We start from the raw sequence: 24,231 nt of genomic DNA, 5'->3' as shown, positions 1-24,231 counted from the left end.
TCAGGAGCGAACGCGGGCTTCCATGACGCCTGGCCAATCGTCGCGCGCCGGGCGCCCGGCAGGCGTCGCTGCCGTCCCCTGCAGCGTCTCACCGTCTGACGACGGGCCGAGGTACACGGGGCGACCCAGAAACCAGTTGCCCGGGGCGTCCGGGTCACGGCTGGTCCAGAACTCGACGATCGCGCTGCTGAACTGCTCACGGGACAGGTAGCCGTCACCGTCGGTGTCCAGGTGGTCGAAGGCTTCGGCGAGCGCGGTCCGGGGAACCTCGGGGAAGTGGCCGTGTTGGAAGGCCCAGTACTCCTCCCGGTTCACCCGCTCGTCGCGGTCCGCGTCGGCCAGCGCGAAGAAAGTTTCGGCGAGGGCGCCGAGGGTGGCCGCGCGGTGGGTGGGTGTCGAGTTGGCGAGTGTCAGGAGGGAATGGAGGAACTCCGCGCGATTCAGCCCGCGCGAGCCCGGGGGAACGTGCGGCAGGTGCACGACCCGCCAGAGGTTCAGGTACGCCTCGATCATCCGCGCTTCGTCTTCGGAACCCAGCGCGTAACCGATCGCGGCGGCCGCACGCCGGCCCATCGCCACGTGCGAGGGGCCGTCGAGCACCCCGTTACTGCGCGCTGTGAGCTGTTCGAAGCCGTACTCGATCTTCGCGGTGAGCATGTCCGCCGGCACGAGGGAGACCTCCTCGGGGATCGGCGGCCTTCTCCGGTCGCCACCGCCATTCTGCCACGTAGTCACCGAGAATTTGCACAATGTGACGATCAGACTTGAGGTGATCGTAATCACGCGATAACACCCTGCGCCCGGGACGGGCCGAAACCGGCTCCGCACGCACCCGGGACCAGCCCTGGCCTAGCGGATGATGCGGGTCCCGCGGCCCGGTGCCGCGCCCCCGTCGCCTTCGTCCTGGATCCCGTCGGCGTCTTCGTCGAGCAGCCCGATCTCGTCCTCGGCCTCCTCGTCCGGCGCCTCTTCGTCCAGTTCGTCCTCGTCGACGAGGTCGACCCGGTACAGCAGCCGCTGCACGTCGACTTCCGAGAACGGGTCATCGTCCCAACCGCCCGCGACCTCGGGTTCTGTTGCGACGACCCAGGTGGTGGCCTCGACCGCCTCCAGGCCGAGCTCGTCGGCGCGGTAGGAGATCTCATCCGCGTCGAACGCGTCGAACAGTTCGGCGATCGCGGCGCGGTTGTCGCCGGCCAGCGGGGTGAAGTCCTCCGCGACACCGGCCGCCGCGGCGGCCAGCGCCTCCGGGTCGGAGACCAGGAAGTCCCGCCGGATGTACACCGAAAACGCCTCGACCTGCTCCGGGCCGGTGTAGACGGCATCCGACTCGGGGGGCACCACGTCGAAGGGAGTGACCTCGTCGTGCACGGTGTACAGGAGCTCGTCGTACTCCTCGGCCGCCGCGGCCAAGGCGTCGAATGCCTCAAGTACCGCCGGGTCCAGCTCGTCACTCCTCGCTTCGACTGCGGCCAGGTGCCTGTCGATCGCGCTCTTGAGCGCCTCGGCGGCCGCGCGGACCTGGACGGGCGTCGGCTGGGTGCCGTTCAGCGAGGGTGGTGCGGACGGCGTCGTCTCGGACATGGAGACGACGTTATCGGAGTAGGGGGCCCCTTGGCACGCGCGTTCCGTCCAGGGCCGCGGCGTTGCTCCGAATGTGGCCGGAATCCGTAGCCGTTCACGGCCCTGCCGGACGCCGCCGTCCGGTCCCCCGGGTCGGCGCGCTCCGGTCCGGTTGATTACGCTGCTTCCAGACGTCCGCTCAGCCCTCCCAGTCCCCGTGAGGTCCCGATGATGGCAGCCGCCCCGCCCGCGAAGCGCTCGCCGCTCGTCAACGCCTACGTGGCTTTCGCGTGGGCCACCGGCGTGATGATGGTGGTCCTGGTGTTCGTCGGGATGCCGCTGAAGTACTGGGCGCACGCAGGCGAGGTCGACAAGGTGGTCGGCATGGTCCACGGGATGGGTCTGTACCCGATCTACGTCATCCTGTGCATCGCGACCGCGTTCGTGTACCGGCTGTCGATCCCGCACATGGCGCTGATGGCGCTCGCCGGGCTGATCCCGGGTCTCTCGCCGTACGTGGCGGTCCGGACGCTCAAGCACATCGACGCGCGGCAGACCGCCCGGATACCGGCCCAGGGTCAGCCGGCGGACTCACCGGTTTCGCGCTGAGCCGCGGCGGCGCGGCTATCCAAGGCAGCGGGCTCCGGCATCTCCATATCGCGCCCCGGCTGCCCGTCGTCGCCGCGCACGCTCGCGCCGTCACGGTGATCGGCCCTCGCCTCGGCCAGTGCCGCCGAGGCACGCAGTTCACGGCGCCAATGCAGCAGGTACCAGCCCACGGTCACGACGGCGAACACGCACCACTGGAAGGCATAGCCGACGTTCAACAGGTCCCAAGTGGTGCCGTGCGGCGGGAGCGGCGCGGGGACCGGCGTCAGTGCGCCGGACAGCGACGCGGCGTCGGTGGCGGAGAGGTAACCGTTGGGCAGGTGGTAAGGCCACAGGTTGACCAGTTGCGCCGCGGAGATCACGCCGACCTCGTGCGGGCCGGCCGCGGGTCTCGGCGCCAGAGTCTGCACGATGCCGTTCTGGTTGACGGACCCGGTTGCGGACTCCGACCCGGCGACCCAGCCGGTGACGGCGACCCGGCCGGGCGGCGGGGCCGGTATGGCGGGTTCGGCGGCGCCGTCGGCCGGCAGCCAGCCGCGGTTGACCGCGATCGCTTGTCCGGGCGCGGTGACCAGCGGGGTGATCAGGTAGTAGCCGGCGTGGCCGCCGAGCGTACGTCCCGGGACCAGCAGCTGCCGGGTGGCGTCGTACGTCCCGGTCGCGGTGACCGCCTGCCCGATCTTCGTGCCGTCCACACCGTCCGCGGTGATCAGCGAGGATGCGGGCACCGGGCTGCGCCAGGCGGCCAGTTGGTGCGCAGTCAGCGGGGCGATCCTGTGGCCGACGTGCCACTGCCAGCGGCCGAGCAGCAGGAACGCCACGACGAGCGCGGCGATGCCGACGTGCGCGGCGATCCAGCGTGGCGAGCGCAGGTCGTCGCGGGTCAGGTGCGGGGCCGCCGCCGAGTCGGACACGCATGCCAGTATCCGTCGCGAAGGCCGCGGCGCGCGCACCAGGGTACACACCGCCGCTGCGTGCCCTCGTCCCGGCAGCCCACCGGCCGACCCGCTGTAGGCGCTGCCGTCTCGGTTATTCGTTCGGACGGGCGGCCGGCTCTGTCCTAGAGTGTGCTCTGCGCAGCTGACGGGGAGAGATGATGAGCCTCACGTATGCACCGCGTTCGATGCCGGTCTCCCTTGGCTTCGGCTCAAAGCGCTCGCTTCACATGATCGAGCGCAACATGCTGGCCTACCGTCGCGCGTGGCTGATCCTGGTCTCCGGTGTCTTCGAGCCGGTCTTCTACCTGCTGTCCATCGGCGTCGGGTTGGGCAAGCTGATCCCGCACGTGACCGGTCCGGGCGGGCGGCCGTTGACCTATGTCGAATTCGTGGCGCCCGCGTTGTTGGCCACCGCGGCGATGCAGGGCGCTGTGTTCGACTCGACCTTCAACATCTTCTTCAAGATCAAGTACGCGAAGGTGTACGACGCGATCCTCTCCACACCGTTGGGCGTCGGCGACATCGCGCTCGGCGAAGTCTGCTGGGCGCTGCTGCGCGGCTCGCTGTACGCGGCGGCGTTCCTGGCGGTGACGGCCGGATTCGGTGCCGCCCGGTCCGCGTGGACGCCGCTGGCGTTGCCCGCTGCGGTGCTGATCGGCTACGCCTTCGCCGGTCTCGGCATGGGCTGTACGACGTTCTTCAGGTCTTGGCAGGACTTCGACTGGATCAACCTGGCGATGATGCCGATGTTCCTGTTCTCCACGACCTTCTTCCCGCTCGGGGTCTATCCGCGCTGGGTACAGCTGTTCGTCGAGTGCACACCCCTCTATCAGGGCATCGAGATCGTCAGAGGGCTGACGCTGGGGGCGGTGGGTCCGGCGCTGCTCTGGCGCGCGGTCTACCTGGCGTTGCTCGGCACCGCCGGCCTCGCGGTGGCCACCCGCCGTCTGGGCCGGCTGCTGCTGTCGTGACGGCGTCCGAGATCACAGCGGCTCGTAAACACAGCAGCTCATGATCACAGCGGCTCATGGACACAGCGGCTCATGGACACAGCGGCTCATGGGCTACGGGCGCAGGTCGAGGATCGCCCAGCCGTGCGCCTCGACGAGCCCGTTCCAGCCGGATCCGCGGCTGGCGAGAATCCTCCTGGCGCCCGCCGGCCCGACCGGGAAGACCTGCTCGCGGTCGGCGAGATTGAGCAGTACCGCGAGGGCCGCGTCGCCGTCCGGGTCCCGCACCTCGTAGGCGAAGGCGAGCTTCTCCAGGCGTAGGACCCTGGTGCGGGCGCGCACCAGCCACGGATGGCGGCGGCGCAGGCCGATCAGGTCCTGGTGCAGCCGGAAGACCGGCCGGCCGTGTGGTGCCAGCCCGGCCGGTCCCTGCGGCGGGAAGGCCGGGCGGATCTCGGCGTCGCCGTCCGCGCGCTCGTATTTGACGCCGCGGAAAGCCTGCTCGTCGCCCGCGTAGATGCTCGGGATGCCCGCCACGGTCAGCAGGATCGCGAGCGCGTGCGGCAGGCAGCGTTCGTCCTCGAGGCGGCTGGCCAGCCGCGTCACGTCGTGGTTGCCGACGAAGGTGAGCGGGAGCTGGGCGTCCGTGTAGCCGTTGTGCCGGTCGAGGGCCCATGCGAGCTCGAAGAAATTACCGTCGTTGAGGCTGCTCCAGATGGCCTTCCACAGCTCATACTGAGTCACCGAGTCCAGTGCGCCCTCCCGCACGGCCGCCGTGTAGTCGCCGTGGATGTACTCCCCGACGAACCAGGCGTTCTGGTGCCCTTCGCCGCGCACTCGGCCGATGGTCTCGTGCCAGAAGTCGTGTGGGACGGCGTAGGCCGCGTCCAGGCGCCACCCGTCGGCCCCGCGCTCCAGCCAGTGCCGCATCACACCACTGACGTACTCCCGCACCTCGGGCTCGGCGTGGTTGAGGGCGACCAGGTGGCGATGTCCCTCGAAGCAGGCATAGGCGAACCCGTCGCCATCGGTCCCGGGCTCGTCGAAGTCGGTCCGGAACCAGGACGCGTACCGCGAGGCGCGTCCGTGTTCGAGGACGTCGCGGAAGGCGGGAAAGCCGCGTCCGACATGGTTGAAGACCCCGTCGAGGAGCAACCGCACGCCCCGTGCCCGGCAACGCTCGACCAGGCGCGCGAAGTCCTCGTCGGTGCCGAGCTTGGGATCGATGCGGTAGTGATCCGTGGTGTCGTATCCGTGTGACTCGCTGGCGAAGATCGGCCCCAGGGCCAGGCCATTGCACCCGAGCTCCACCAGGTAGTCGAGCCATGGCTCGAGGCCGTCCAGCCTGTGTTCGACCGTGGCGTCACCCACGGCCGTCGGTGCCGCCGGTATGGCGCCGAGGAAGGTGAGCGGGTGCAACTGCCACCAGACCGCATACTCGGACCAGGTGCTCACCGGCACCTCACCTCCCAGGCTGACGCCTCGTTCTGAAAGGGCGTCAGGTCGACGGTATCGGCAGGACGGACAGCGTCAGGGCCGGCCCGCGAAACAGTGTTCTCATTCGCTGGATGCCCTCCGGCGGTTCGCAGCCGCGAGCCCGGAAGTGCGCCTTCTCCTTTCAGCGGTAGAGCCGCCGACGGTAGGTGATCCGGGCGGCCAGGTAGCCGCCGACGGCGAAGGCGAGCAGGTAGGCGACGTGCACCAGCGACCCGGCCCAGGCCGCGGTGCCGAGGGTGAGCGAGCGGCACAGTTCGACGCCGTGCCACAGCGGGGTGGCGTACGCGATCGGGTGCGCCCAGCCCGGCAGCTGCCGCCACGGGAAGAACGTCCCGGAGAACAGGAACAGCGGGGTCATCACGAAGCGGAACAGGGTGTTGAGCTTCTGCTCGTCCTCAAGGGTGACGACGTAGGCCATGATCGGCATCAGGAAGGCGGCGGCGGTCAGCACGGAGGCGGGCCAGGCCAGCAGGCCGACGCCCGCGTGCACGGTGCCGAAGCCGCTCATGAACGCGAAGAATATCCCCGTCACGCCCGCGCACCACAGCAGGGACAGCGCGGCGTGCCCGGCGACCACGTCCTGCGGTCGCTGCGGAGTATTGATCGCGGCCCGGTAGTTGCCGAACCACTTGACGCTGCCGAGCACCGGATAGGTGCCCAGGCCGAAAGCATTCTGCATCGCGGTGGCCGCCAGCACGCCGGGCGCGACGAAGTCGAGGTAACGCACACCGCCGGGCAGCCCGTTGCCGTGGTCCACGAGCGTGCCCAGACCGACCCCCATCGCGGTCAGGTAGAGCGCGGGCCCGCAGATCGCGGACAGCAACCCGCTGCGCCACGTGCGGCGCGTGAAGGTGATCCAGTAGCGGAACTGCCGGTAGCCGAGCCGGGCCGCTCCGGGTCGCCCGGCCGGGTGCGCGGCGGAGCCGATCGGCGCCGGCGTCTCCATCGTGGACATGTCGATCACCGCCTCAGTCCACCAGGGTGCGGCCGGTGAGGGTGAGGAACACGTCCTCCAGGGTCGAGCGGCGCACCAGGGCGGTGAGCGGTTCGAGCCCGCGGGCCCGTACGGCCTGCAGGGCGCCGTCGCCGTCGTCCGCGTACATGAGCACGCGGTCCGGCAGCACCTCCACCTTCTGCGCGATCCCGGCGGCCTTCTGGGCGGACTGATCCTGCTCGTCGAGCGGGAAACGCAGCTCCAGGACCTCGCGGGTGCAGTAGCGGGCGATCAGCTCGTGCGGGGCGCCCTCGGCTGCGATGCGGCCCTTGTCCATGACGACCAGCCGGTCGCACAACTGCTCGGCCTCGTCCATGTAGTGCGTGGTCAGGATGAGCGTGGTGCCCCGCTGCTTGAGCCGGTAGAGCCGGTCCCACACCACGTGCCGGGCCTGCGGATCAAGGCCGGTCGTCGGCTCGTCGAGGATGAGGATCTCCGGCTCGTTGATCAGCGAGCGGGCGATGGTCAGCCGCCGCTTCATGCCGCCGGAGAGCGGTTCGACCTTGTCGCGGGCCCGGTCGGCGAGCTGCACGAACTCCAGCAGCCGCTCGGTGCGCTCCCTGATCACGGCGCGCGGGAGGCCGAAGTAGCGGCCGTAGACGTGCAGGTTGTCGCGTACCTGCATCTCCGTGTCGAGGGTGTCCTCCTGAGGCACGACGCCGAGCCTGGCCCGGATCGCGGGGCCGTCGGCGGCCGGATCCATGCCGAAGACCCGCAGGCTGCCGCCCGTGCTCGGGGACACGCAGCCGATCATCCGCATCGTGGTGCTCTTGCCCGCGCCGTTGGGCCCGAGGAAGCCGAAGACCTCGCCGCGGCGCACCTCGAAGTCGATTCCGGCCACCGCGGTGAACGGCTCGGCGCCCTTCTTCGCGAAGTGTTTGCTCAGGCCCCGGGCCTCGATCAGGATCTCGCCCCGGGCGGAGGCAGGCGCCGTGGAAGGCTGGTTTCGTCCGGACACCCTCACGACGCTACTGCTCCCCGCCCACAAGATTCGAATGGTTTAGAGCGCATGGTCAGGGGTGCGGTGCCGAACGGGCACTTACTTGAACGAGCACTCACCGGACGCGCGCTCACGCGCAGCGCTCCGGGCGGCCTCCAAGCGAGAGCCTCGCTCGAGAGGGCGAGCGGCTGCCGGGGCGCTAGGTTCGATCCATGGCGAAACTTGGCAACACCGATCTGGACGTCTACGGGCTCTGCCTCGGCGGTAACGTGTTCGGCTGGAGCGCGGACGAGACCGCCTCATTCGCGATCCTGGACGCGTACGCGGCGGCGGGCGGCAACTTCATCGACACCGCGGACGTGTATTCGCTGTGGGCACCGGGGAACACCGGTGGGGAGTCGGAGCGGATCATCGGCCGCTGGCTCGCATCGCGCGGCAACCGCGATGCGATGGTGATCGCGACGAAGGTGAGCAAACTGCCGAGCCGGGCAGGACTGTCCGCGGCGAACATCCGCGCCGCGGCCGAGGACTCGTTGCGGCGCCTGGGGATCGACTGCATCGACCTTTACTACGCACACTCCGACGACCCGGGCACGCCGATCGAGGAGACGCTCGGCGCGTTCGACGCCTTGGTGCGCGAAGGGAAGGTGCGTTACATCGCGGCCTCGAACTTCACCGCGTCGCGCCTCGCGCAGTCGCTGGCGTTTTCGGACCGCGCGGGCCTGGCGCGGTACTCGGCGCTGCAGAATCACTACAACCTGCTGGAGCGCACCGAGTACGAGCGCGACCTGGCGCCGTTGCTGGACCGCGAAGGCGTGCCGGGCGTTGCGTTCTACGGCCTGGCACGCGGTTTCCTGGCCGGCAGGTACCGGCCCGGCGTCGAGGTGGACTCGGTGCGCTCGGGCGGCGTGGCCGGGTACCGCAACGAGCGCGGCTACCGGGTGTTGGCGGCGCTCGATCAGGTGGCGGAGGCGCACGAGACGACGGTGGCCGCGGTCGCGCTGGCGTGGCTCGCGGCACAACCGACGGTCGCCGCGCCAATCGCTTCCGCGCGTACGGTGCAGCAGTTGGCCGAGCTGCTGCCGTTCACCGAGTTGGAACTCACGCCCGTGGAACTGTCCGCCCTGAACGCCGCCTCCGCCTGAATGTGCCTCGGAGCCCATGACGGAAGTTTGATACGTCCGGCACCCATGACTGAGCGCCGGACGTGAGGCTGCCCTGCAGGTCTACTTGCGTTAGCTAGTCGCGCCCGAGGTCGGCACCGACGCCGCTGACCGGGCCGTGCCCGTCGCGCAGAGCGTCGCGGATCTGCGCGAGCAGTTCGAGCTCGGACTCGGCGGGCGGGGGAACGTCCGCGACGCCCTGGCGGCGCTTGCGTCGCTTCTCCAGGTGGTTGAGCGGCATCACGATGAAGAAGTAGACGCCGGTCGCGATCAGCAGGAACTGGATGACCGCGGTGATGAAGGAGCCGTACAGAATCCGCGACTTGTGCACCGTGAACACCAGGTCGCCGTAGTTCGGCTTGCCGAAGATCGCGGTGATCAGCGGCATGATGATGTCGGACACCAGCGCGTTGACGATCGCCCCGAAGGCCGCGCCCATGACCACCGCGACCGCCAGTTCGACGACGTTGCCGCGCATGATGAAATCCTTGAAGCCTTTGATCACTGCGGGTTCCCTTCGGCATTCGGCGCCGGTCGCGCCGTCGTAGGTGTACAACAACCAGAGAAACGACCGCTTGCGCAAGGGGCAACCGGGGGCGGTGCACAAGCCGGACGGCCGGCGTTGTACCGTCGTTCGGTGCGCTCGTACCGCTTTGTCTTCTCGCCGAAGTGGCTGGCCTTCCACGCGCTGACCTGGCTCGTGCTGATCCCGGCCTTCATCGGTCTCGGCCAGTGGCAGCGCAACCTGTGGCGGGACCACGCGCGCTCACAGGGCGCGGTGCTCGCCGCGCTGGCCGCGCGGCCGGTACCGCTTGACTCGAAAGACCCAGCCGGCCACACGGTCGCGCGCAGCCAGCAGTGGACGATGGTCTCGGCCACCGGCCGCTACGACACGGCGCACCAGTTCATGGCCCGCAACAGGTCGCAGGACCAGCAGCCGGGCTGGTTCGTCGTCACCCCGCTGCTCCTTCCGGACGGCACCGCGGTGCTGGTCAACCAGGGCTGGGTGCGGGAGTCGAACACCGGGAACGCGAGCGCGGCGCCCTCGTTCCCGCCGGTGCCCTCCGGCACGGTGACCGTGTCCGGATCGCTCCAGCCGGACGAGACGACGGCGGACACCCGGATCAAGGACGACACGGCGCAGCTGGCGGCGAACGAGATCGCGCTGATCACCCGCGGCGACCTGGCCGCTCGGGTGCCCTATCGGCTGCGGGACGGCTCGATCCGCCTGACTTCGAGCCTGCCGGCGAACACGGCCCCGTCCGCCGCCGAGCCGGTGCCGAATCCCACTTACGAAAACGCCATGTACATCGCCTACATGGTCCAGTGGTGGGTTTTCGCGGCCGTGATGCCGGTGACCTGGTTCCTGCTGATCAGGCGCGAGGCCGGGGACCGGCGGCTCGCGGCGCGGCAGGCCGCGGCGGACGGCGGCGAACCCGCGCGCGACGGCGAGCGGCTGCCCGCCGACACAACCGACACAGCCGAGCCAGCCGATCGGGCCGATCGGGCCGACGACAGGGCCGAGCCCGCCGGGCCGCCGTCAGCCGGCGCCCGGCAGCCCGTCGTCGCCGGGGCGCTCGCCGACGCACAACCGGTCGAGCAGGGCGGCGAAGCGGTCGCTGGGGAAAAGGTGCAGGGTCTCCCCCACGCTGTCGGAGGGTAGTCGGCTCAACGTTCCGTCCTGCCACCAGTACAGCTGGTCGGAGATCGGCCCCGGGCACGTCTCGAACTGCCGTGCGGCGAAGCGCAGCAGTGTGCCCGCCGCGGCGACCACAGCCGAGGACTCGATGGGGTGCACGGTGATCAGGTGCCGGTGCGGCACCACCACGAGCGCGCCGTTGGCCTCGACGTAGCCCGGCAGGGCGGTCAGGTGCTCGGCGAGCCAGAGCACGTGCGTCGCCGCGTAGTGGCTCGGGCTGAACAGCGCGACCAGTTCGGTTCCGTCGATCGTGAACCGCTCGGCCTCCAGCCTGGTCTCGCGCCGCACGTTGGCCCGCGCCGTGGCGAACACGACGTGCTCGGCCACCCCCCAGCCGAGCGCCTCGCCCGCGGACACCAGTTCGCCGCCGGGAGCGGTGCCGGCGCCGGCCACGGGAGAGCCGCCGGGATCGACCGGATCGCCGCTTCGTCGGCTTGCGGCCGCGTCGGCCGACGCCTGCGTGACGACCGCTTCGAGCAGGCCGTCGGCGACGGTTCGCTGGAGCGCGCCGCAGAGGGCGGCGTCCGGGGTGTCGGCGGGCAGGATGCGGGCCCGCAGCGGTTCCCGCGCCCGCAGCCAGGACGAACCCTCCGGCGCGGACGTGTGCGACGCCGCCGCCGGTGCGCCGCATCGCAGATCGCCGACATACTGTTCGATCAGCTCCGGCCAGTCCGCCTTGGCGCGCTCGAGCATCCGCTCGCGCAGCGGGGCGAGATCGACCACCGTGCCCGGCCAGGGCAGGTCCGTGCGGCCCACCTCCAGCCGGTCGCGCGCCACCACCCGCCAGCGCAGGCCGCGGCCGCGCAGTTCCACTTCGAGCAGGCCGAGCAGTGCCGTGGCGATCTCGTCGCCGAGCGGCCACAGCGAGTCCGGCGGCGAACCCGGGTCGGCCTCTGATGCTTCGTCAGATGCGGGCACGGGACGCAGTGTAACCATCACTGTGCGCGGTCCCGGGGGCCCGCCGCCGCGCGGTGGCCGGGAAACCGTGACCCCGGCTCGGATCGCCCGTTGTACCGGTTGTGTCAGAGCCGTCCGCCGTTTCCGGCCCCGCCTCCGCCCGCGCCGCCGTCGCGCCCGTCCCCCCGCAGGCACGACCGCGCGCCGCGCGCGGACCGGCCGGGCTCAGTCCGCTCAGCCCGAGCGCCATCGGCGCGCCGCTGCTCGGTTCCGGCCTGCCGGGAGTGCCACGGCCGCGCAGGGTCGCCGGCCCACGCACCGACCCCGTCATCACCGACGCGATGTGGGAGCAGATCGAGCCGCTCATTCCGCTGCGGGCGCGCCGCCGGCGCTACCCCGGCCGCAAGCCGCTGGACGACCGCGCGGTACTCACCGGGATCCTGGTGGTGCTGGCCCGCGGCATCGGGTTCGAGCGGCTGCCCAAGGAACTGGGTTTGGGTTCGGGCATGACCTGCTGGCGCAGGCTGCGCGACTGGCAGCAGGCGGGTGCCTGGGCGCCCATCGCCGAGGTGCTGGCGCGCGGCCTGCCGGACGGCGACCGCATCGACTTCGACCGGGTCGCGGCCGGCGCCGCCGACCCGCAGACCACCGCCCCGGTCACCAGACGGCCGGTCACGGCGAAAGCCAAGCACCCCTCCCCCGTCGCCGCCGAGTTCGGCATGACGTTGCTGCGGTAAGGGCCGCCGTTCGCTTCCGGCTGCCCTCCGGCCTTCCTCGGTCACGTCATGGGTTGCGCGGCCGATTCCCGGCGCACCAGTGGCTCCGGTGGGACGAGCGACTCCTGATGCGCGAACTGGGTGCGGTAGAGATCGGCGTAGAGCCCGTCGGCGGCGAGCAGTTGCGCGTGGGTGCCGTGTTCCACGATGCCGCCGCCGTCGACGACGAGAATCTGGTCGGCGTCGCGGACGGTGGACAGGCGGTGGGCGATGACCAGCGACGTGCGGCCGCGCAGCGCTCCGGCGAGAGCCTGCTGCACCGCGGCCTCGGATTCCGAGTCCAGGTGCGCGGTCGCCTCGTCTAGGACGACGACGTCGGGGGCTTTGAGCAACAGCCGGGCGATGGCGACGCGCTGCTTCTCGCCGCCGGAGAGCCGGTAGCCGCGATCGCCGACGACGGTCGCCAGGCCGTCGGGCAGCGCGGCGACCAGGTCCCAGATCTGCGCGTCCTTGAGCGCCCGCACCAGATCGGCCTCGGCGGCATCGGGCCGGGCGTACAGCAGGTTGTTGCGGATCGTGTCGTGGAACATGTGCGCGTCCTGAGTCACCACGCCGATGCGCTCACGCAGGGAGCGCAACTGCACGTCGCGCACGTCGATACCGCCGACGCGGACCGCTCCCCCGGTCACGTCGTAGAGGCGCGCGGCGAGCGCGGTGATGGTGGTCTTGCCCGCGCCGGACGGACCGACCAGCGCCGTCATCGTGCCCGGTTCGGCGCGGAAGGAGAGGTCGCCCAGCACCTGCGCGGACGGCGCCTGGTCGAGCACCGCCACGGACTCGAGCGAGGCCAGGGAGACCTCGGACGCCGTGGGATAGCGGAACGCGACGCGGTCGAACTCGATCACCGGCGGGCCGGGCGGAACCGGTCGGGCGCCGGGCCGCTCGGTGACCATCGGCGGCAGGTCGAGCAGTTCGAACACGCGGTCGAAGGAGACCAGCGCCGTCATCACGTCGACGCGCACGTTCGCCAGGGCGGTCAGCGGCCCGTAGAGCCGGCCGAGCAGCCCGACGAGCGCGAGCATCGTGCCCAGCGTCAGGTGCCCGCTGACCGCCATGTGCCCGCCGACCAGGTACACCATGGCGGTGGCCAGCGCGGCGACCAGGGTCAGGGCGGTCATGAACCCGCTGCTGGAGACCGCGACCCGCACGCCGATGCCGCGCACCCGGTCGACCTTCGCGGCGTACAGCGAATCGTCCTCCTCGGGTCGGCCGAACAGCTTGGCCAGCAGCGCCCCGGACACGTTGAACCGCTCGGTCATCATCGTGGACATGTCGGCGTTGAGCTGCATCTGCTCGCGGGTCATCTGCTGGAGCCGGCGGCCCATCCACTTCGCGGGCAGCACGAACACCGGCAGCAGCACCAGCGCGAACAGGGTGATCTGCCAGGACAGGTAGAACATGGTGACGCCGGTGAGCAGCAGCGAGACGGCGTTGGACACGACGCTGGAGAGTGTGGAGGTGAAGGCCCGCTGCGCGCCGAGCACGTCGCTGTTGAGCCGGGAGACCAGGGCCCCGGTCTGGGTGCGGGTGAAGAAGGCGATGGGCATGCGCTGTACGTGCGCGAAGACCTTCGTGCGCAGCAGCGCGATCAGGCCCTCGCCGATCCGCGCGGAAAGGTAGCGCGAGAAGAGCCCGACGACGGCGTCGAGCAGTGCGATGCCCGCGACGACCAGCGCCAGGGTGGTGACCAGCCCGGCGTCGTGCTTGAGGATGCCGTTGTCCACGATGCGCTGGGAGAGCAGCGGCGGCAGCACGCCGAGGACCGCGTCGGCGACGGTGAGCACCAGGAAACCGGTGATGATGCGGGCGAACGGGCGGGCGAGGGCGGCGATGCGGCGCAGCGTGCCGGGTTTGAGCTTCTGGATCGACGAGCCGTCCCGCATGTATGAGCCCATGGTCTGCCAACCCATGCCGCCCGAACCCATGCCCATGCCACGCACAGCCGCCACCCGTCTTCCGCCGAACCGCGTCCGGCTCGTCCTCGCCCGCATTGAACGTATTACGGATCGGCCGGATTCCGCTGCTCCGTACGCTCGCCGTGCGGTGCGGTCATGCCGGGCCGCCGCCGATCCGCGACGCCAGCACGCGGTCCAGCGCCACCGCGGTGCCTCGCGCGATCGCCCCGGTCAGCGCCCCGGCCTCGCCGAGCGCGCTGACCTCGACCCGCGGCGGGTAAGGCACCCTCTTGCCCAGTTCGCCGCGCACCGGCTCCAGCAGCAGATCCGCGTTCAGGCCGATGCCGCCGGCCAGCACCGCCAGTTCGACGTCCGCGACGGCGCAGATAGGCGCGAGGTAGACCGCGATCCGGCGGGCCTCCTCCGCGACCAGCAGCCCGGCCAGCCGGTCGCCGGCGCGGGCCGCCGCGAAGATCTGCTCCGGGGTCACCGGCGGGCGCAGCGCGGTGTCCGCGTCGCGGAACTCGGCCCAGTCCGCGGCCAGGCGCACCAGCGCGGGACCGCAGGGGTCGAAGGGGTTGGCGTCGACGCCGCCTTCGAAGGCGAAGTCGATCTCGCCGGCGGTTCCGTTGCGCCCGCGGTGCAGCCGGCCGCCGAGCACCAGCGCCGCGCCGGTACCGGTGCCCACCGAGAGCACCGCGAAGTCCCGCGCCTTCGCGCCGACGCCCTTCCACTGCTCGCCCAGCGCGGCCAGGTGGATGTCGTTCTCCAACAGCACCTCGGCGCGGCCGGGGCCGCGCGGCCCGGCGTGATCGAAGGCGTCGGCGAGCGCGTCGGCCAGGGCGAAGCCGTCCAGCCCCGCTATCGTCGTTCCCTGATATACTTTGCCGGTGGCCCGCTCGACGACACCGGGCACTGCGACCACCGCCACCTGCACGGTTCCCGGCGGCACGGCCGCCCGTTCCAGCAGCCGCCGGCGCATCGCCGCGGCCTGTGCGACCACCTCGGCGATCCCGCCGGGGCCGATGTCGGCCTGCTCGCGGGCGCGCTCCTCGCCGTCGAGGGCGGCGAGCACGCCGCGCAGGTAGCGTCCGCCGATGTCCAGGCCGACGACGAAACCGGCCTCCGGCACCGGTTCGAAGAACAGCGCGCCGTAGGTCGGGCCTCCGCCGCCGCGCACCGTCTCGCGCACCAGGCCGCCGTCCAGCAGCGCGGCGAGCGCGGCGGAGACCGTGGGTTTGGAGATGCCCACCCGGCGGGAGATCTCAGCGCGGGAGATCGGGTGGTGCGATCGGATGGTCTCGAACACGGTCCGCTCGTTGAGGGCCTTGAGCATGGGCGCCGTGGCAGCCTGGGAGCGGGGCGGTTCGCCGGTCATGGCGACGCATATTACGGGACTGAATGGTGCGTATGTCGGCTGCCGCGGCGCGCGGGGTCAACGTTGCGGGGTCAACGTTGCGGGGTCAACGTTGCGGGGTCAACGTTGCGCCAGCGCGCGGATGCGGCGCACCTGGGCGGCGCGTTCGGCGGCGCGCTGCGCGTCGTAGTCGCGTTCGGTCGCGCTGCGGATCAGCGCCTTGGTCTCGATGAGCGCGTCGCGGTCGGCGGCGAGCAGTTCCCGCACGAGGATGTTCGCCTGCACGGCCAGTTCGGCTGCGGGCACCACGCGGTTGGCCAGGCCGATGCGCTCGGCCTCGGCCGCCTCGATCCAGCGGCCGGTCGCGCAGATCTCCAGCGCACGGCCGTAGCCGACCAGGTCGGTCAGCGGCTTGGTGCCGCCGAGGTCGGGCACCAGGCCCAGGCTGATCTCGCGCATCGCGAAGCGCGCGTCGTCGGCCACGATGCGCAGGTCGCAGGCCAGCGCCAGCTGGAATCCGGCGCCGATCGCGTGGCCCTGCACCGCGGCGACGCTGACCAGGTCGGGGCGACGCCACCAGGTGAACGCCTCCTGGAACGCCTCGATGGTCATCTCGGCGTCCGCGGGGTCGCTGGCCGCCAGGTCGATCAGTGTCTTGGTGCGGCTCCTGCCGCCGGGCGCGTCCTCGCCGACGAGCACCGAACGGTCCAGCCCGGCGCTGAACGACGGGCCTTCGGCGCGCAGCAGCACGGCGCGCACGGAGCCGGGCAGCGCGCGCCCCATCTGCGCCAGTTGCCACCACATCGTCGGCGTCATGGCGTTGCGCTTCTGCGGGCGGTCCAGCACGACCACGGCGACCTCGCCGTCGACGGTCAGGCGCAGCCCGGCCTTGGCCGCGGCGGCCTGCCGCTCGGCCGGCCAGAAGTCGTAGGCGGGTGGGGTCGCCGACGCAGGCTCGGCGGCGGGCGCGGCGTCGCCGGTGTGAAGGTCGGTGCCGGGTTCCATCTTTTCTGCCGCCCCCTGATGGTGAAGGTGTGGAGATGCGCACGACCTTATCGGAGCGCGCGCGCGGCGGACCACGCGGATGGGACAAGCCCCGGCCGCCGATGCCGCGACCGCCGATGCGGTAAGTGCATCGGCGGCCGGGGCGTCATGCGCCGAGACTGCTCGGCGGCCCGTCAAAGGGCGACTTGACCGGTTCCCGGGGGGCGGGATGCGGGGCCGATTTTCACGGCGGATCTCCGGCGCGGGACACTGGGCAGTGTTGGGGAAGGCCGCAAGGGGCGGATCCGGACAAAACCGCGACCGAATCGCTGCCTTGATACATTCCCAACACTGCCCAGGACCGATCGAGGCGACCTCTAAGCGGTCTTGGCCTTACCGCGGGTCGCGCCGCCGCGGCCGCGCAGGGTCACACCGGACTCGCTGAGCATGCGGTGCACGAATCCGTACGAGCGGCCCGTCTCCTGGGCCAGGGCGCGGATCGACTCGCCCGACTCGTACTTGCTCTTCAGATCGGTCGCGAGCTGCTCTCGCGCGGCGCCGGTCACACGGCTGCCCTTCTTGAGAGTCTCGGCCACACGTGCCTCCTATGAGGGGTGCGGGGGTTGCCCCGCAATATTCACTGCGTAATTCGGATGGTGGTTCGGCGGAAGACCACGCTTCCGCCCGTATCCGCAGGTGGGTGTGGACCCACCGTCCACTGCGGTGGTGCGCTCTGATCACCCATGATCACCCCTGACGCCCGAGTTGACCACCGATTCGGCGAACAAAGTCCCCGGTTATTCCCGGCCGAGCCGTGGGATTGGTCCGCTGTTCAGGGTGTTTGCGGTGCTTTGCACCAGGATCCGTTATCGGACTGTTACAGGCCGCTTCCGACGCCTTGTCGGCTCCACGGTGCGGCTCCGACGTCGCTCAGGCGAGTGCGACCAGGTCCCGGTAGCCCTCGCTCCACAGGTCCTCGACGCCGTCGGGCAACAGAATGAGCCGTTCGGGGGCCAGCGCCTCCACGGCGCCCTCGTCGTGGGTGACCAGCACCACCGCGCCCTCGTACGAAGCGAGCGCGGAAAGGATCTCCGCGCGGCTGGCCGGGTCCAGGTTGTTGGTCGGCTCGTCGAGCAGCAGCAGGTTCGCGCTGGACACGACGAGGGTGGCCAGCGCGAGCCGGGTCTTCTCTCCGCCGGAGAGCACGCCGACCGGCTTGTCCACATCGTCGCCGGAGAACAGGAAGGAGCCGAGCACCTTGCGCACCTCGACCAGATCGAGGTCGGGCGCGGCCGAGCGCATGTTCTCCAGCACCGTGCGCTCCGGGTCGAGCGTCTCGTGTTCCTGGGCGTAGTAGCCGAGCTTGAGGCCGTGGCCGGGCTCGATCCCGCCGGTGTCCGGCTGCTCCACCCCGGCCAGCAGCCGTAGCAGCGTGGTCTTGCCGGCGCCGTTGAGGCCCAGCACGACCACCTTGGAGCCGCGGTCCACGGCCAGGTCCACGTCGGTGAAGATCTCCAGCGAACCGTAGGACTTGGACAACCCGGTGGCGGTCAGCGGGGTCTTGCCGCACGGGGCGGGCTGCGGGAAACGCAGCTTGGCGACCTTGTCGGCCTGGCGGACCGACTCCAGGCCGCTGAGCATCCGTTCGGCGCGCCTGGCCATGTTCTGCGCGGCCACGGTCTTGGTGGCCTTGGCGCGCATCTTGTCCGCCTGGGTCAGCAGCGCCCCGGCCTTCTTCTCCGCGTTGGCCCGCTCGCGCTTGCGCCGCCGCTCGTCCGCCTCGCGCTGCGCCAGGTAGTTCTTCCAGTCCATGTTGTAGATGTCGATGGTGGTGCGGTTGGCGTCCAGGTGGAAGACCTTGTTCACGCAGTACTCGACGAGTTTGACGTCGTGCGAGATGACGACGAAGCCGCCCTTGTAGCTCTTCAGGTATTCGCGCAGCCACACGATCGAGTCGGCGTCGAGGTGATTGGTCGGCTCGTCGAGCAGCAGCACCTCGTGGCCGCCGAAGAGGATCCTGGCCAACTCCACCCGGCGGCGCTGGCCGCCGGAGAGGGTGCCCAGCGGCTGGACCAGAACCCGCTCGGGCAGGCCGAGGCTGGCGGCGATCGTGGCGGCCTCCGACTCGGCCGCGTAGCCGCCGGCGGCCAGGAACTCGGCCTCCGCGCTGGTGTAGCGGCGCATCGCCCGCTCATGCTCCGCCGTGTCCGCGGAGCCCATCTTCGCCTCGGACGCGCGCATGCGGCGCACCGCCTCGTCGAGGCCGCGCGCGGACAGGATCCGGTCGCGCGCCAGCACTTCGAGGTCGCCGGTACGCGCGTCCTGCGGCAGATAGCCGACCGGGCCCGAACGGGTGATCGTGCCCGCGGCGGGCAGCGTCTCGCCCGCCAGGGTCCTGGTCAGCGTGGTCTTGCCGGCGCCGTTGCGCCCGACCAGCCCGATGCGGTCGCCGGGGCCGACCCGGAACGAGACCGGCTCGAGCAGGACGCGGGAGCCGACGCGCAGTTCGACCTGGGAAGCGGAGATCACCGGGCCATATTACGCGAGCCGGGGCCGCTCCCCTGGCGCCCGGCCACAGTTGATGTAGCATCCTTATTCATGGTGTGTCCGCGCGGCGCGGCCGCGTCGGCCCGCGGCGCGAGGGGATGGGGTGAACACCGTGGACTGCCCGTCGCCGCATTCTGCCGTGCTACCGCCGCTGTACTGCCCCTACGAATCGGCGCTGCACGAGCAGGCCGAGGTCGTGGAGACATCCACGCTGGCCTGGGCCGACCGCTTCGGCCTGGCCGATGATCCGGCGGTGCGCCGCAGGCTCGGCGCCATGCGCGGCGCGTGGCTGTCGGGGCGGGTGACGCCGCGAGCCACCCTGCCGGGCCTGCTGGTGGGCACCGACTGGCAGACCTGGCTGTTCCTCTTCGACGACGCTTACTGCGATGAGTCGGACCGCGGCCGGCGCTGCGCCGACACGGTCAAGACGGCCACCCACGCGGCGCTGGTGCTCGACGGCGGCCGCGCGCCGGGACAGGAAGCGAACCCCTTCCTGACGGCCCTCGCGGACGTGCGGGACCGCTTGTCAGCGATGACGAGCCCGGAGCAGTTCGCCCGGTTCACGGCGCAGGTCGAGTCCTATCTGCTCGCGCAGACCTGGGAGGCGGCGCACCGGGAACAGGGCACGCTCGCGGGCTTCGCCGAGTACGTGACGATGCGCCGGCGCAGCGGCGGGGTACCCACCTGCCTCGCGTTGATCGAGGCCGTCAACGGGTTCGAACTTCCGGGCGCGGTCTGGAGTTCGCCGCGGTTGCGCGCGCTCAGCGACGCCGTCGTCGACATCGTCTGCTGGGCCAACGACATCCTGTCCTACCCGAAGGAGGCCAGCCGCTCGACGCAGGTGCTCAGCCTGCCGGCGGTGCTCTGCCACGAGCGCGGCCTGTCCATCGGCGAGGCGCTGGCGCTGGCCGCGCGGCTGCACGACGAGCGGGTCGAGGAGTATCAGCGGCTTGAGGAACCGCTGCTGCGGGACGGCGGCGAGGAGGTGCGCCGGTATCTGGCGGACCTGCGGCACTGGATCGCCGGGAACCTGGCCTGGTCCCTGGAGACCGGACGCTACGGACTGGGCGTCGTGGCCTGATCGCCCGTCGCGCGCGAGTGCGCCGCCGCGCCCGCGTGCGGGAGAAACGGCCGATAGCCGCAGGGAACTGAAACGCTGCTGCGCGAGCGCGGGCGCCGGAAAACACCGACATCGGTCGACAATGTCACCCCTTGTCGCGCTATCCTGACAATCAGTAACGGCACCGCGGGCGCGAAGGCTCATCAGGGGCGCACATGGACGGCGAAAAGCGACCACCCTATGCGTTTCTTGAGAAACACCACCCCGCACAGCGACCGTGCGGCTACCGTATGCACGACGGTGAGCGGCACACGCGTGCCTGATTGTCAGCAGTCAGGCTACGAAGGAGCGCGGGAGCGGGCGCGGCCACGATCGGCGGGAGGAACCGATGACACCGCCTCAACAACTCAACGCCACGGGGGAGCCGGAACACCGCGAGGGCGGCGACGAGGGCTGCGACGCCCAGCGCGCGCTGGCGGCCTGGGCGCACCCGGGCTTCGCGCCCAGCGGATTCAACGCCTCGACAGGCTTCTACAACTGGGAACTGGCCACCGGGGCGGTGGTGTGCGACGAGCAGACCTTCCGGCTGCACGGCCTGGCCCCGGACGCCGAGCCGCAGTTCGAGACCTTCCTCGGGCAGGTACCGCCGCAGGATCTGAACGAACTGCTCAGCGCACTCCAGCCGCTGCTGTCCGCGGCGGGCGACTACGTTCTCGAATACCGCGTGCTGTGGCCCGACGGCGCGGTGCACACGCTGGAGACCCGCGGCCGGGTGGTACCCGGGCCGGACGGACGGCCGGTGCGTTCGATGGGTGTGATCGCGGACATCACCGAGCGGCGGGCCGCCGAGGAAGCCGTGCGCACCGAGGCTCGGGCGGCCACCCGGATCCAGGCGGTCATCGCGGGGCTGGCCGCCGCGTACACCATGGAGGAGGTGCGCGCGGCGGTCGAGCACGCGCTGCCCGCGCTCGGCGCCGACTCCTTGATCATCGCGGACGCGGGCGCACGGGTCCAGGTGCTGTTGGCCTGCGGCGCGGCCGCAGGCACGCAGAGTGTGCTGCGGGCGTCCGACGGCGGTCCGCTGCGCGCGTGCGTCAACTACGGCTCGGCGCTGTTCTTCCCGACCTCGGCCGAACTGAGCGAGCGGTTCGCACAGGTCGGGTCGGCCATAAAGGACTGCGGGAACGAAGCGTGGGCGTTCCTTCCGCTCTCCGGCATCCCGCGGATGCGCGGGGTGTGCGTGGTCGGCTACCAGCGCGATACGCGCTTCGACGACGCGGAGCGCACGGTTCTGGCTGCGGCCGCCAGCACCATCGGCCAGGCCGTGTACCGCGCACTGGTGCACGACACCGAGCACACTTTCGCTCTCGCGTTGCAGGAGGGAATGCTTCCGCACACCCTGAAATTCGGACCCGGGGTGCGCGGCGCCTGGCGCTACGAGGCGGCGACGACCGGAATCCAGGTCGGCGGGGACTGGTACGACTCGGTGCCGCTCGACGACGGCTCGACCCTGCTGATCATCGGCGACGTCGAAGGCCACAACGTGCACGCGGCCGGCATGATGTACCGGCTGCGCACGACGGTGCGCACCTACGCGGCCGAGAAGCTCCCGTTGCACGAGATCCTGCGCCGCGCGCACGAGTTCGTGGTCGAGATCAACGACGAGGTCGAATACCCCATCTTCGCCACCTGCCTGGTCGTGCGGGTCGATCCGCGCTCGCGCACGCTCACTGCCGGCCGCGCCGGTCATATACCGCCGGTCATCGTGCCGCCGGGACCGCCCGCGTTCGTGCCACAGACCGACGTGGGCCCTCCGCTCGGCGTTCCGCAGGACGGGCGGTACCCGGTGCGATACCCGGCGTGGCAGATGGCATACGAGCCGGGAACCAGGCTGGTGCTGTGCACGGACGGCCTGTTGGAGAGCCTGGACAAGGATCTCGACGAGGGGCTCAAGCGGACCCTGGCCTGTCTGCGTGACCACGGCGCGGTGGAGCTTGAGGCGCTGGCTGATCGGCTGTTGAGCGCGAACCGGCCGCGCGGGCTCTGGAAGGACGACGTGGCCGTACTGCTCGCCGAACTCGACTGACACAGTGCACGTGGACGCACCGACGCACGGCCACCGCGCACCGAACGGGGACAAACGGGAAACTTCCACCGCGCCTCAGGCCGGCTGATCGGCATTCGCGCAGACAGGCACCGGGGTCCGGCGGCGCTGGCCGACTGCGCGCCGTTGTCGACGCGGCCTTCGCGGCCGGCCGATCGTCTCACCGCGCCGCCCCCGCGCGGTGAGACGATCGACCCATGACCGACCGGGACTGGGAGCAACTCGCCGACGGGGTCTTCCGCAAGCGGTTCGACCCCTGCGATGTAACGGTGACAGCGGTGATCGGCTCCGACGGCGTCGCCGTGGTGGATACGCGCTGCTCGCCCGAGGAGGGACGGGAGATCAGGGAGCAGTTGAGCGGGTTCACCCGCGCGCCGGTGCGGTGGGTGGTCAACACGCACGCGCACTACGACCACTGCTGGGGCAACGTCGAGTTCACCGAGGCCCGGCTGTCGCCGCCGGCGCGGATCTGGGCGCACGCCTCGGTTCCGGCGCGGCTGGACCCCGACGATCCGCAGCTGCGCGCGTTGGCCGCCCGGCTCGGCGGGCAGGGCCCGGACTGGGCGCGGCGGATGGCGCGGCTGGAACTGGCCGCCCCGACCGAGCTCGTGCGCGACGGCGCGAGGATCGAGCTCGGCGATCGGTCGCTCGACCTGCGCTTCCTGGGGCGCGGGCACACCGACGGGGACTTGTGGATCTTCGTCGGGCCGGCGGCCGGTTCCAGCGCTCCCGGTTCCAGCGCTCCCGACGGCGCCTCACCGTGCGCTGATGTGGTGCTCGCCGGAGACTTGGTGGAGCAGTCCGGTCCGCCGGTCTTCGGAGACGACAGTTTCCCGCTCGAATGGGCCGAGACGCTCGACCGGGCGCTGCCCATGATCGGGCGGGACGCGCTCGTGATCCCGGGACACGGCGCCGTCGTGGACGCCGCGTTCGTGCGCCGGCAGCGCGAGACGATCGGCGCGGTCGCGGCCGAGATCCGGCGGCTGTACGCCGCCGGGGTCGCGGTCGAGTCAGCCGTCGCGCAAGGCACGTGGGTCGTCGAGCCCGCGGACCTGCACTGCGCCATCGAGCGCGGATATGCCGCGCTGGACGCCGGGGCGTAAGCTTCCCGCGTGCAAAGCCGCGACCCGATCGACATCGCACAGATTTGGCGCTACCCGGTCAAGTCGCTGTGCGGAGAACTGCTCGACGCGGCCGCGGTGGACGCCCGCGGCCTGCGCGGCGACCGGCTCTGGGCGGTGCGAGACGCGGTGGACGGCAAGCTCGGCTCCGGAAAGAACTCCCGGCGGTTCCGGCGTTTTCCGGGCTTGAACCTGCTGAGCCTGTCCTCGCGTTACCGGGTCGAGCCTGCCGCCGAGCCGGACGGCGTGGAGCCACCGGTCGTCCTGGACGGCGACGGACGCGAGTACCCGGTCCGTGGCGGTGCGGCCGAGCAGTTCTTCCGGCAGCGGACAGGTATCCCGACACTGTCGGTCGCACGCGAGAGCGACGTCGAGCACTTCGACGAGGGGCCGGTCAGCCTGATCGGGACCGCGACGCTGCGTTGGGTCGAGGAGCAGTCGCCGGATGTCGCCTCGGACGCGCGCCGGTTCCGGCCGAATCTGGTGGTGAGCACGACACGACCGTTCGCCGAAGAGGAGTGGGTGGGGCGCGCGGTACGCATCGGTTCGGGCGATGACGCAGTCGAGTTGGCGTTCACGCACGTGTTGGAGCGGTGCGTCATGACGGCCATGGAGCAGGCTGATCTACCGCCCGCGCCCGGGATGCTCCACATGCTGGCGCGACGGGAAGACCGGCCCATGCGGCTCGCCGTGCTCGGGGCGGCGACACGCACCGGTGTCGTGCGCGTGGGCGATCCGGTGCGCGTCTGCTGAAGGCGAACGCCTTGCGGCGCGCGGGGGGAGCAAAGGCGGCGGTTGGGGCGTTATCCGTCACAGTCGACTGTTTCGCCCGGAGGTGCCGCAGATGGCCCGCAACCCATTCAGCCGCGACGACGGCCACCAGGACGACGAGGGCGGCGCCGCGGCTCTGGACGCCTACTCGAAGGCGGTGGTGAACGTAGCGGAGACGCTGCGGCCTTCGGTGCTCAGCGTGGTGGTGCGCTCGGGACGCGGTGAGGGCGCGGGCTCCGCGGTGGCGTTCACCCGGGACGGGTTCCTGGTCACCAGCGCTCACGGCGTGACGCTGATCCGCAACGGGGCGCTGGTGGACGTCGTGGCCTCGCTCAGTGAACTGACGGGCGTGTGACGGGCGTTCGG

Annotated in this window: 22 protein-coding genes; 10 read left to right on the top strand and 12 right to left on the bottom strand. The window is 71.0% G+C overall.

The window, feature by feature from the left end; genetic code table 11:
* Both KGA66_RS01010 and KGA66_RS01005 read right to left on the bottom strand, forming a co-directional pair.
* Nucleotides 1-735, bottom strand: coding sequence for an EF-hand domain-containing protein (locus KGA66_RS01010; protein WP_211463438.1), 735 nt, complete (start codon nt 733-735; stop codon nt 1-3).
* Between the two features lie 114 nt (nt 736-849).
* Nucleotides 850-1,584, bottom strand: a complete 735-nt coding sequence (locus KGA66_RS01005; RefSeq protein WP_211463436.1) for a hypothetical protein — start codon at nt 1,582-1,584, stop codon at nt 850-852.
* A gap of 210 nt (nt 1,585-1,794) precedes the next feature.
* Between KGA66_RS01005 and KGA66_RS01000 the strand changes: the two genes are divergently transcribed.
* A complete protein-coding gene (locus KGA66_RS01000; RefSeq protein ID WP_211463434.1) occupies nt 1,795-2,172 on the top strand; it encodes a DUF3817 domain-containing protein in 378 nt (125 codons plus the stop codon).
* On the opposite strand, the gene KGA66_RS00995 is transcribed toward KGA66_RS01000, so the two are convergent.
* Nucleotides 2,142-3,086, bottom strand: a complete 945-nt coding sequence (locus tag KGA66_RS00995; RefSeq protein WP_211463432.1) for an SURF1 family protein — start codon at nt 3,084-3,086, stop codon at nt 2,142-2,144. The two genes, KGA66_RS01000 and KGA66_RS00995, sit on opposite strands and share 31 nt — an antisense overlap.
* Nucleotides 3,087-3,268: 182 nt before the next feature.
* On the opposite strand from KGA66_RS00995, the gene KGA66_RS00990 reads away from it, so the two are divergent.
* Nucleotides 3,269-4,081: an ABC transporter permease gene (locus tag KGA66_RS00990; protein ID WP_246506806.1), complete on the top strand. Its 813-nt coding sequence runs from the start codon at nt 3,269-3,271 to the stop codon at nt 4,079-4,081.
* Nucleotides 4,082-4,174: 93 nt separating this feature from the next.
* On the opposite strand, the gene KGA66_RS00985 is transcribed toward KGA66_RS00990, so the two are convergent.
* The 3 genes from KGA66_RS00985 to KGA66_RS00975 all read right to left on the bottom strand — a co-directional run bounded on the left by KGA66_RS00985 (nt 4,175) and on the right by KGA66_RS00975 (nt 7,509).
* On the bottom strand, nt 4,175-5,515 hold the full coding sequence (locus KGA66_RS00985) for an alpha-amylase family protein (protein ID WP_211463428.1): 1,341 nt from the start codon (nt 5,513-5,515) through the stop codon (nt 4,175-4,177).
* A 163-nt stretch (nt 5,516-5,678) separates the two neighbouring features.
* Entirely contained in the window at nt 5,679-6,512 is an 834-nt protein-coding gene (locus KGA66_RS00980; protein WP_211463427.1) for an ABC transporter permease, read from the bottom strand.
* A 13-nt stretch (nt 6,513-6,525) separates the two neighbouring features.
* Nucleotides 6,526-7,509: an ABC transporter ATP-binding protein gene (locus KGA66_RS00975; RefSeq protein WP_211463426.1), complete on the bottom strand. Its 984-nt coding sequence runs from the start codon at nt 7,507-7,509 to the stop codon at nt 6,526-6,528.
* A 194-nt stretch (nt 7,510-7,703) separates the two neighbouring features.
* On the opposite strand from KGA66_RS00975, the gene KGA66_RS00970 reads away from it, so the two are divergent.
* Nucleotides 7,704-8,636 (top strand): aldo/keto reductase, encoded by a 933-nt coding sequence (locus KGA66_RS00970; protein WP_211463425.1) that lies wholly within the window; start codon nt 7,704-7,706, stop codon nt 8,634-8,636.
* 94 nt (nt 8,637-8,730) lie between these two features.
* Here KGA66_RS00970 and mscL read toward each other — a convergent pair whose 3' ends face one another.
* Nucleotides 8,731-9,159: a large conductance mechanosensitive channel protein MscL gene (gene mscL / locus KGA66_RS00965; protein WP_211463424.1), complete on the bottom strand. Its 429-nt coding sequence runs from the start codon at nt 9,157-9,159 to the stop codon at nt 8,731-8,733.
* 132 nt (nt 9,160-9,291) lie between these two features.
* Between mscL and KGA66_RS00960 the strand changes: the two genes are divergently transcribed.
* Together KGA66_RS00960 and KGA66_RS32410 are read left to right on the top strand one after the other, a co-directional pair.
* Nucleotides 9,292-10,317 (top strand): SURF1 family cytochrome oxidase biogenesis protein, encoded by a 1,026-nt coding sequence (locus KGA66_RS00960; protein ID WP_211463423.1) that lies wholly within the window; start codon nt 9,292-9,294, stop codon nt 10,315-10,317.
* Between the two features lie 1,055 nt (nt 10,318-11,372).
* Nucleotides 11,373-11,987: a transposase gene (locus KGA66_RS32410; protein WP_211463422.1), complete on the top strand. Its 615-nt coding sequence runs from the start codon at nt 11,373-11,375 to the stop codon at nt 11,985-11,987.
* Nucleotides 11,988-12,028: 41 nt separating this feature from the next.
* On the opposite strand, the gene KGA66_RS00950 is transcribed toward KGA66_RS32410, so the two are convergent.
* The 5 genes from KGA66_RS00950 to KGA66_RS00930 form a co-directional block, all read right to left on the bottom strand.
* The gene (locus tag KGA66_RS00950; RefSeq protein ID WP_438822012.1) at nt 12,029-13,957 is read right to left on the bottom strand and encodes an ABC transporter ATP-binding protein; all 1,929 of its coding nucleotides are present in this window, start codon (nt 13,955-13,957) and stop codon (nt 12,029-12,031) included.
* A 118-nt stretch (nt 13,958-14,075) separates the two neighbouring features.
* Nucleotides 14,076-15,299 (bottom strand): ROK family transcriptional regulator, encoded by a 1,224-nt coding sequence (locus KGA66_RS00945; RefSeq protein ID WP_211463420.1) that lies wholly within the window; start codon nt 15,297-15,299, stop codon nt 14,076-14,078.
* 99 nt (nt 15,300-15,398) lie between these two features.
* A complete protein-coding gene (locus tag KGA66_RS00940) occupies nt 15,399-16,283 on the bottom strand; it encodes an enoyl-CoA hydratase/isomerase family protein (protein ID WP_211463418.1) in 885 nt (294 codons plus the stop codon).
* Nucleotides 16,284-16,639: 356 nt separating this feature from the next.
* Nucleotides 16,640-16,858 carry a helix-turn-helix domain-containing protein gene (locus KGA66_RS00935; RefSeq protein WP_211463416.1) on the bottom strand — a complete coding sequence of 73 codons (219 nt, stop codon included), beginning with the start codon at nt 16,856-16,858 and terminating at the stop codon, nt 16,640-16,642.
* 334 nt (nt 16,859-17,192) lie between these two features.
* Complete coding sequence (locus KGA66_RS00930; RefSeq protein WP_211463414.1) at nt 17,193-18,791, bottom strand: ABC-F family ATP-binding cassette domain-containing protein; 1,599 nt, start codon at nt 18,789-18,791, stop codon at nt 17,193-17,195.
* A gap of 121 nt (nt 18,792-18,912) precedes the next feature.
* Here KGA66_RS00930 and KGA66_RS00925 point away from each other — a divergent pair, with 121 nt between their 5' ends.
* The 5 genes from KGA66_RS00925 (at nt 18,913) to KGA66_RS00905 (ending at nt 24,220) form a co-directional block, all read left to right on the top strand.
* The gene (locus tag KGA66_RS00925; RefSeq protein ID WP_211463412.1) at nt 18,913-19,890 is read left to right on the top strand and encodes a terpene synthase family protein; all 978 of its coding nucleotides are present in this window, start codon (nt 18,913-18,915) and stop codon (nt 19,888-19,890) included.
* Nucleotides 19,891-20,257: 367 nt separating this feature from the next.
* The gene (locus KGA66_RS00920; protein ID WP_211463410.1) at nt 20,258-21,955 is read left to right on the top strand and encodes a SpoIIE family protein phosphatase; all 1,698 of its coding nucleotides are present in this window, start codon (nt 20,258-20,260) and stop codon (nt 21,953-21,955) included.
* A 215-nt stretch (nt 21,956-22,170) separates the two neighbouring features.
* Nucleotides 22,171-23,076: an MBL fold metallo-hydrolase gene (locus KGA66_RS00915; RefSeq protein ID WP_211463408.1), complete on the top strand. Its 906-nt coding sequence runs from the start codon at nt 22,171-22,173 to the stop codon at nt 23,074-23,076.
* Between the two features lie 9 nt (nt 23,077-23,085).
* The gene (locus tag KGA66_RS00910) at nt 23,086-23,847 is read left to right on the top strand and encodes an MOSC domain-containing protein (protein WP_211463406.1); all 762 of its coding nucleotides are present in this window, start codon (nt 23,086-23,088) and stop codon (nt 23,845-23,847) included.
* Nucleotides 23,848-23,938: 91 nt separating this feature from the next.
* Entirely contained in the window at nt 23,939-24,220 is a 282-nt protein-coding gene (locus KGA66_RS00905; protein ID WP_211463405.1) for a hypothetical protein, read from the top strand.
* Nucleotides 24,221-24,231: the final 11 nt, after the last annotated feature.

It is taken from the genome of Actinocrinis puniceicyclus (assembly GCF_018283645.1).
Classification (GTDB): Bacteria; Actinomycetota; Actinomycetes; order Streptomycetales; family Catenulisporaceae; genus Actinocrinis; species Actinocrinis puniceicyclus.
The sequence above is the reverse complement of the archived record's forward strand: the minus strand, read 5'-3'. Positions and strand labels throughout refer to the sequence as shown.

Bases quoted from the DNA above. Each gene is read 5' to 3' on its own strand.
- KGA66_RS00950 (WP_438822012.1), bottom strand. From the start codon at position 13,957: ATGGGCATGGGTTCGGGCGGCATGGGTTGGCAGACCATGGGCTCATAC.
- KGA66_RS00940 (WP_211463418.1), bottom strand. From the start codon at position 16,283: ATGGAACCCGGCACCGACCTTCACACCGGCGACGCCGCGCCCGCCGCC.
- KGA66_RS01005 (WP_211463436.1), bottom strand. From the start codon at position 1,584: ATGTCCGAGACGACGCCGTCCGCACCACCCTCGCTGAACGGCACCCAG.
- KGA66_RS00980 (WP_211463427.1), bottom strand. From the start codon at position 6,512: ATGTCCACGATGGAGACGCCGGCGCCGATCGGCTCCGCCGCGCACCCG.
- KGA66_RS00920 (WP_211463410.1), top strand. From the start codon at position 20,258: ATGACACCGCCTCAACAACTCAACGCCACGGGGGAGCCGGAACACCGC.
- KGA66_RS00915 (WP_211463408.1), top strand. From the start codon at position 22,171: ATGACCGACCGGGACTGGGAGCAACTCGCCGACGGGGTCTTCCGCAAG.
- KGA66_RS00945 (WP_211463420.1), bottom strand. From the start codon at position 15,299: ATGACCGGCGAACCGCCCCGCTCCCAGGCTGCCACGGCGCCCATGCTC.
- KGA66_RS00970 (WP_211463425.1), top strand. From the start codon at position 7,704: ATGGCGAAACTTGGCAACACCGATCTGGACGTCTACGGGCTCTGCCTC.
- KGA66_RS00905 (WP_211463405.1), top strand. From the start codon at position 23,939: ATGGCCCGCAACCCATTCAGCCGCGACGACGGCCACCAGGACGACGAG.
- KGA66_RS00990 (WP_246506806.1), top strand. From the start codon at position 3,269: ATGAGCCTCACGTATGCACCGCGTTCGATGCCGGTCTCCCTTGGCTTC.
- KGA66_RS01000 (WP_211463434.1), top strand. From the start codon at position 1,795: ATGGCAGCCGCCCCGCCCGCGAAGCGCTCGCCGCTCGTCAACGCCTAC.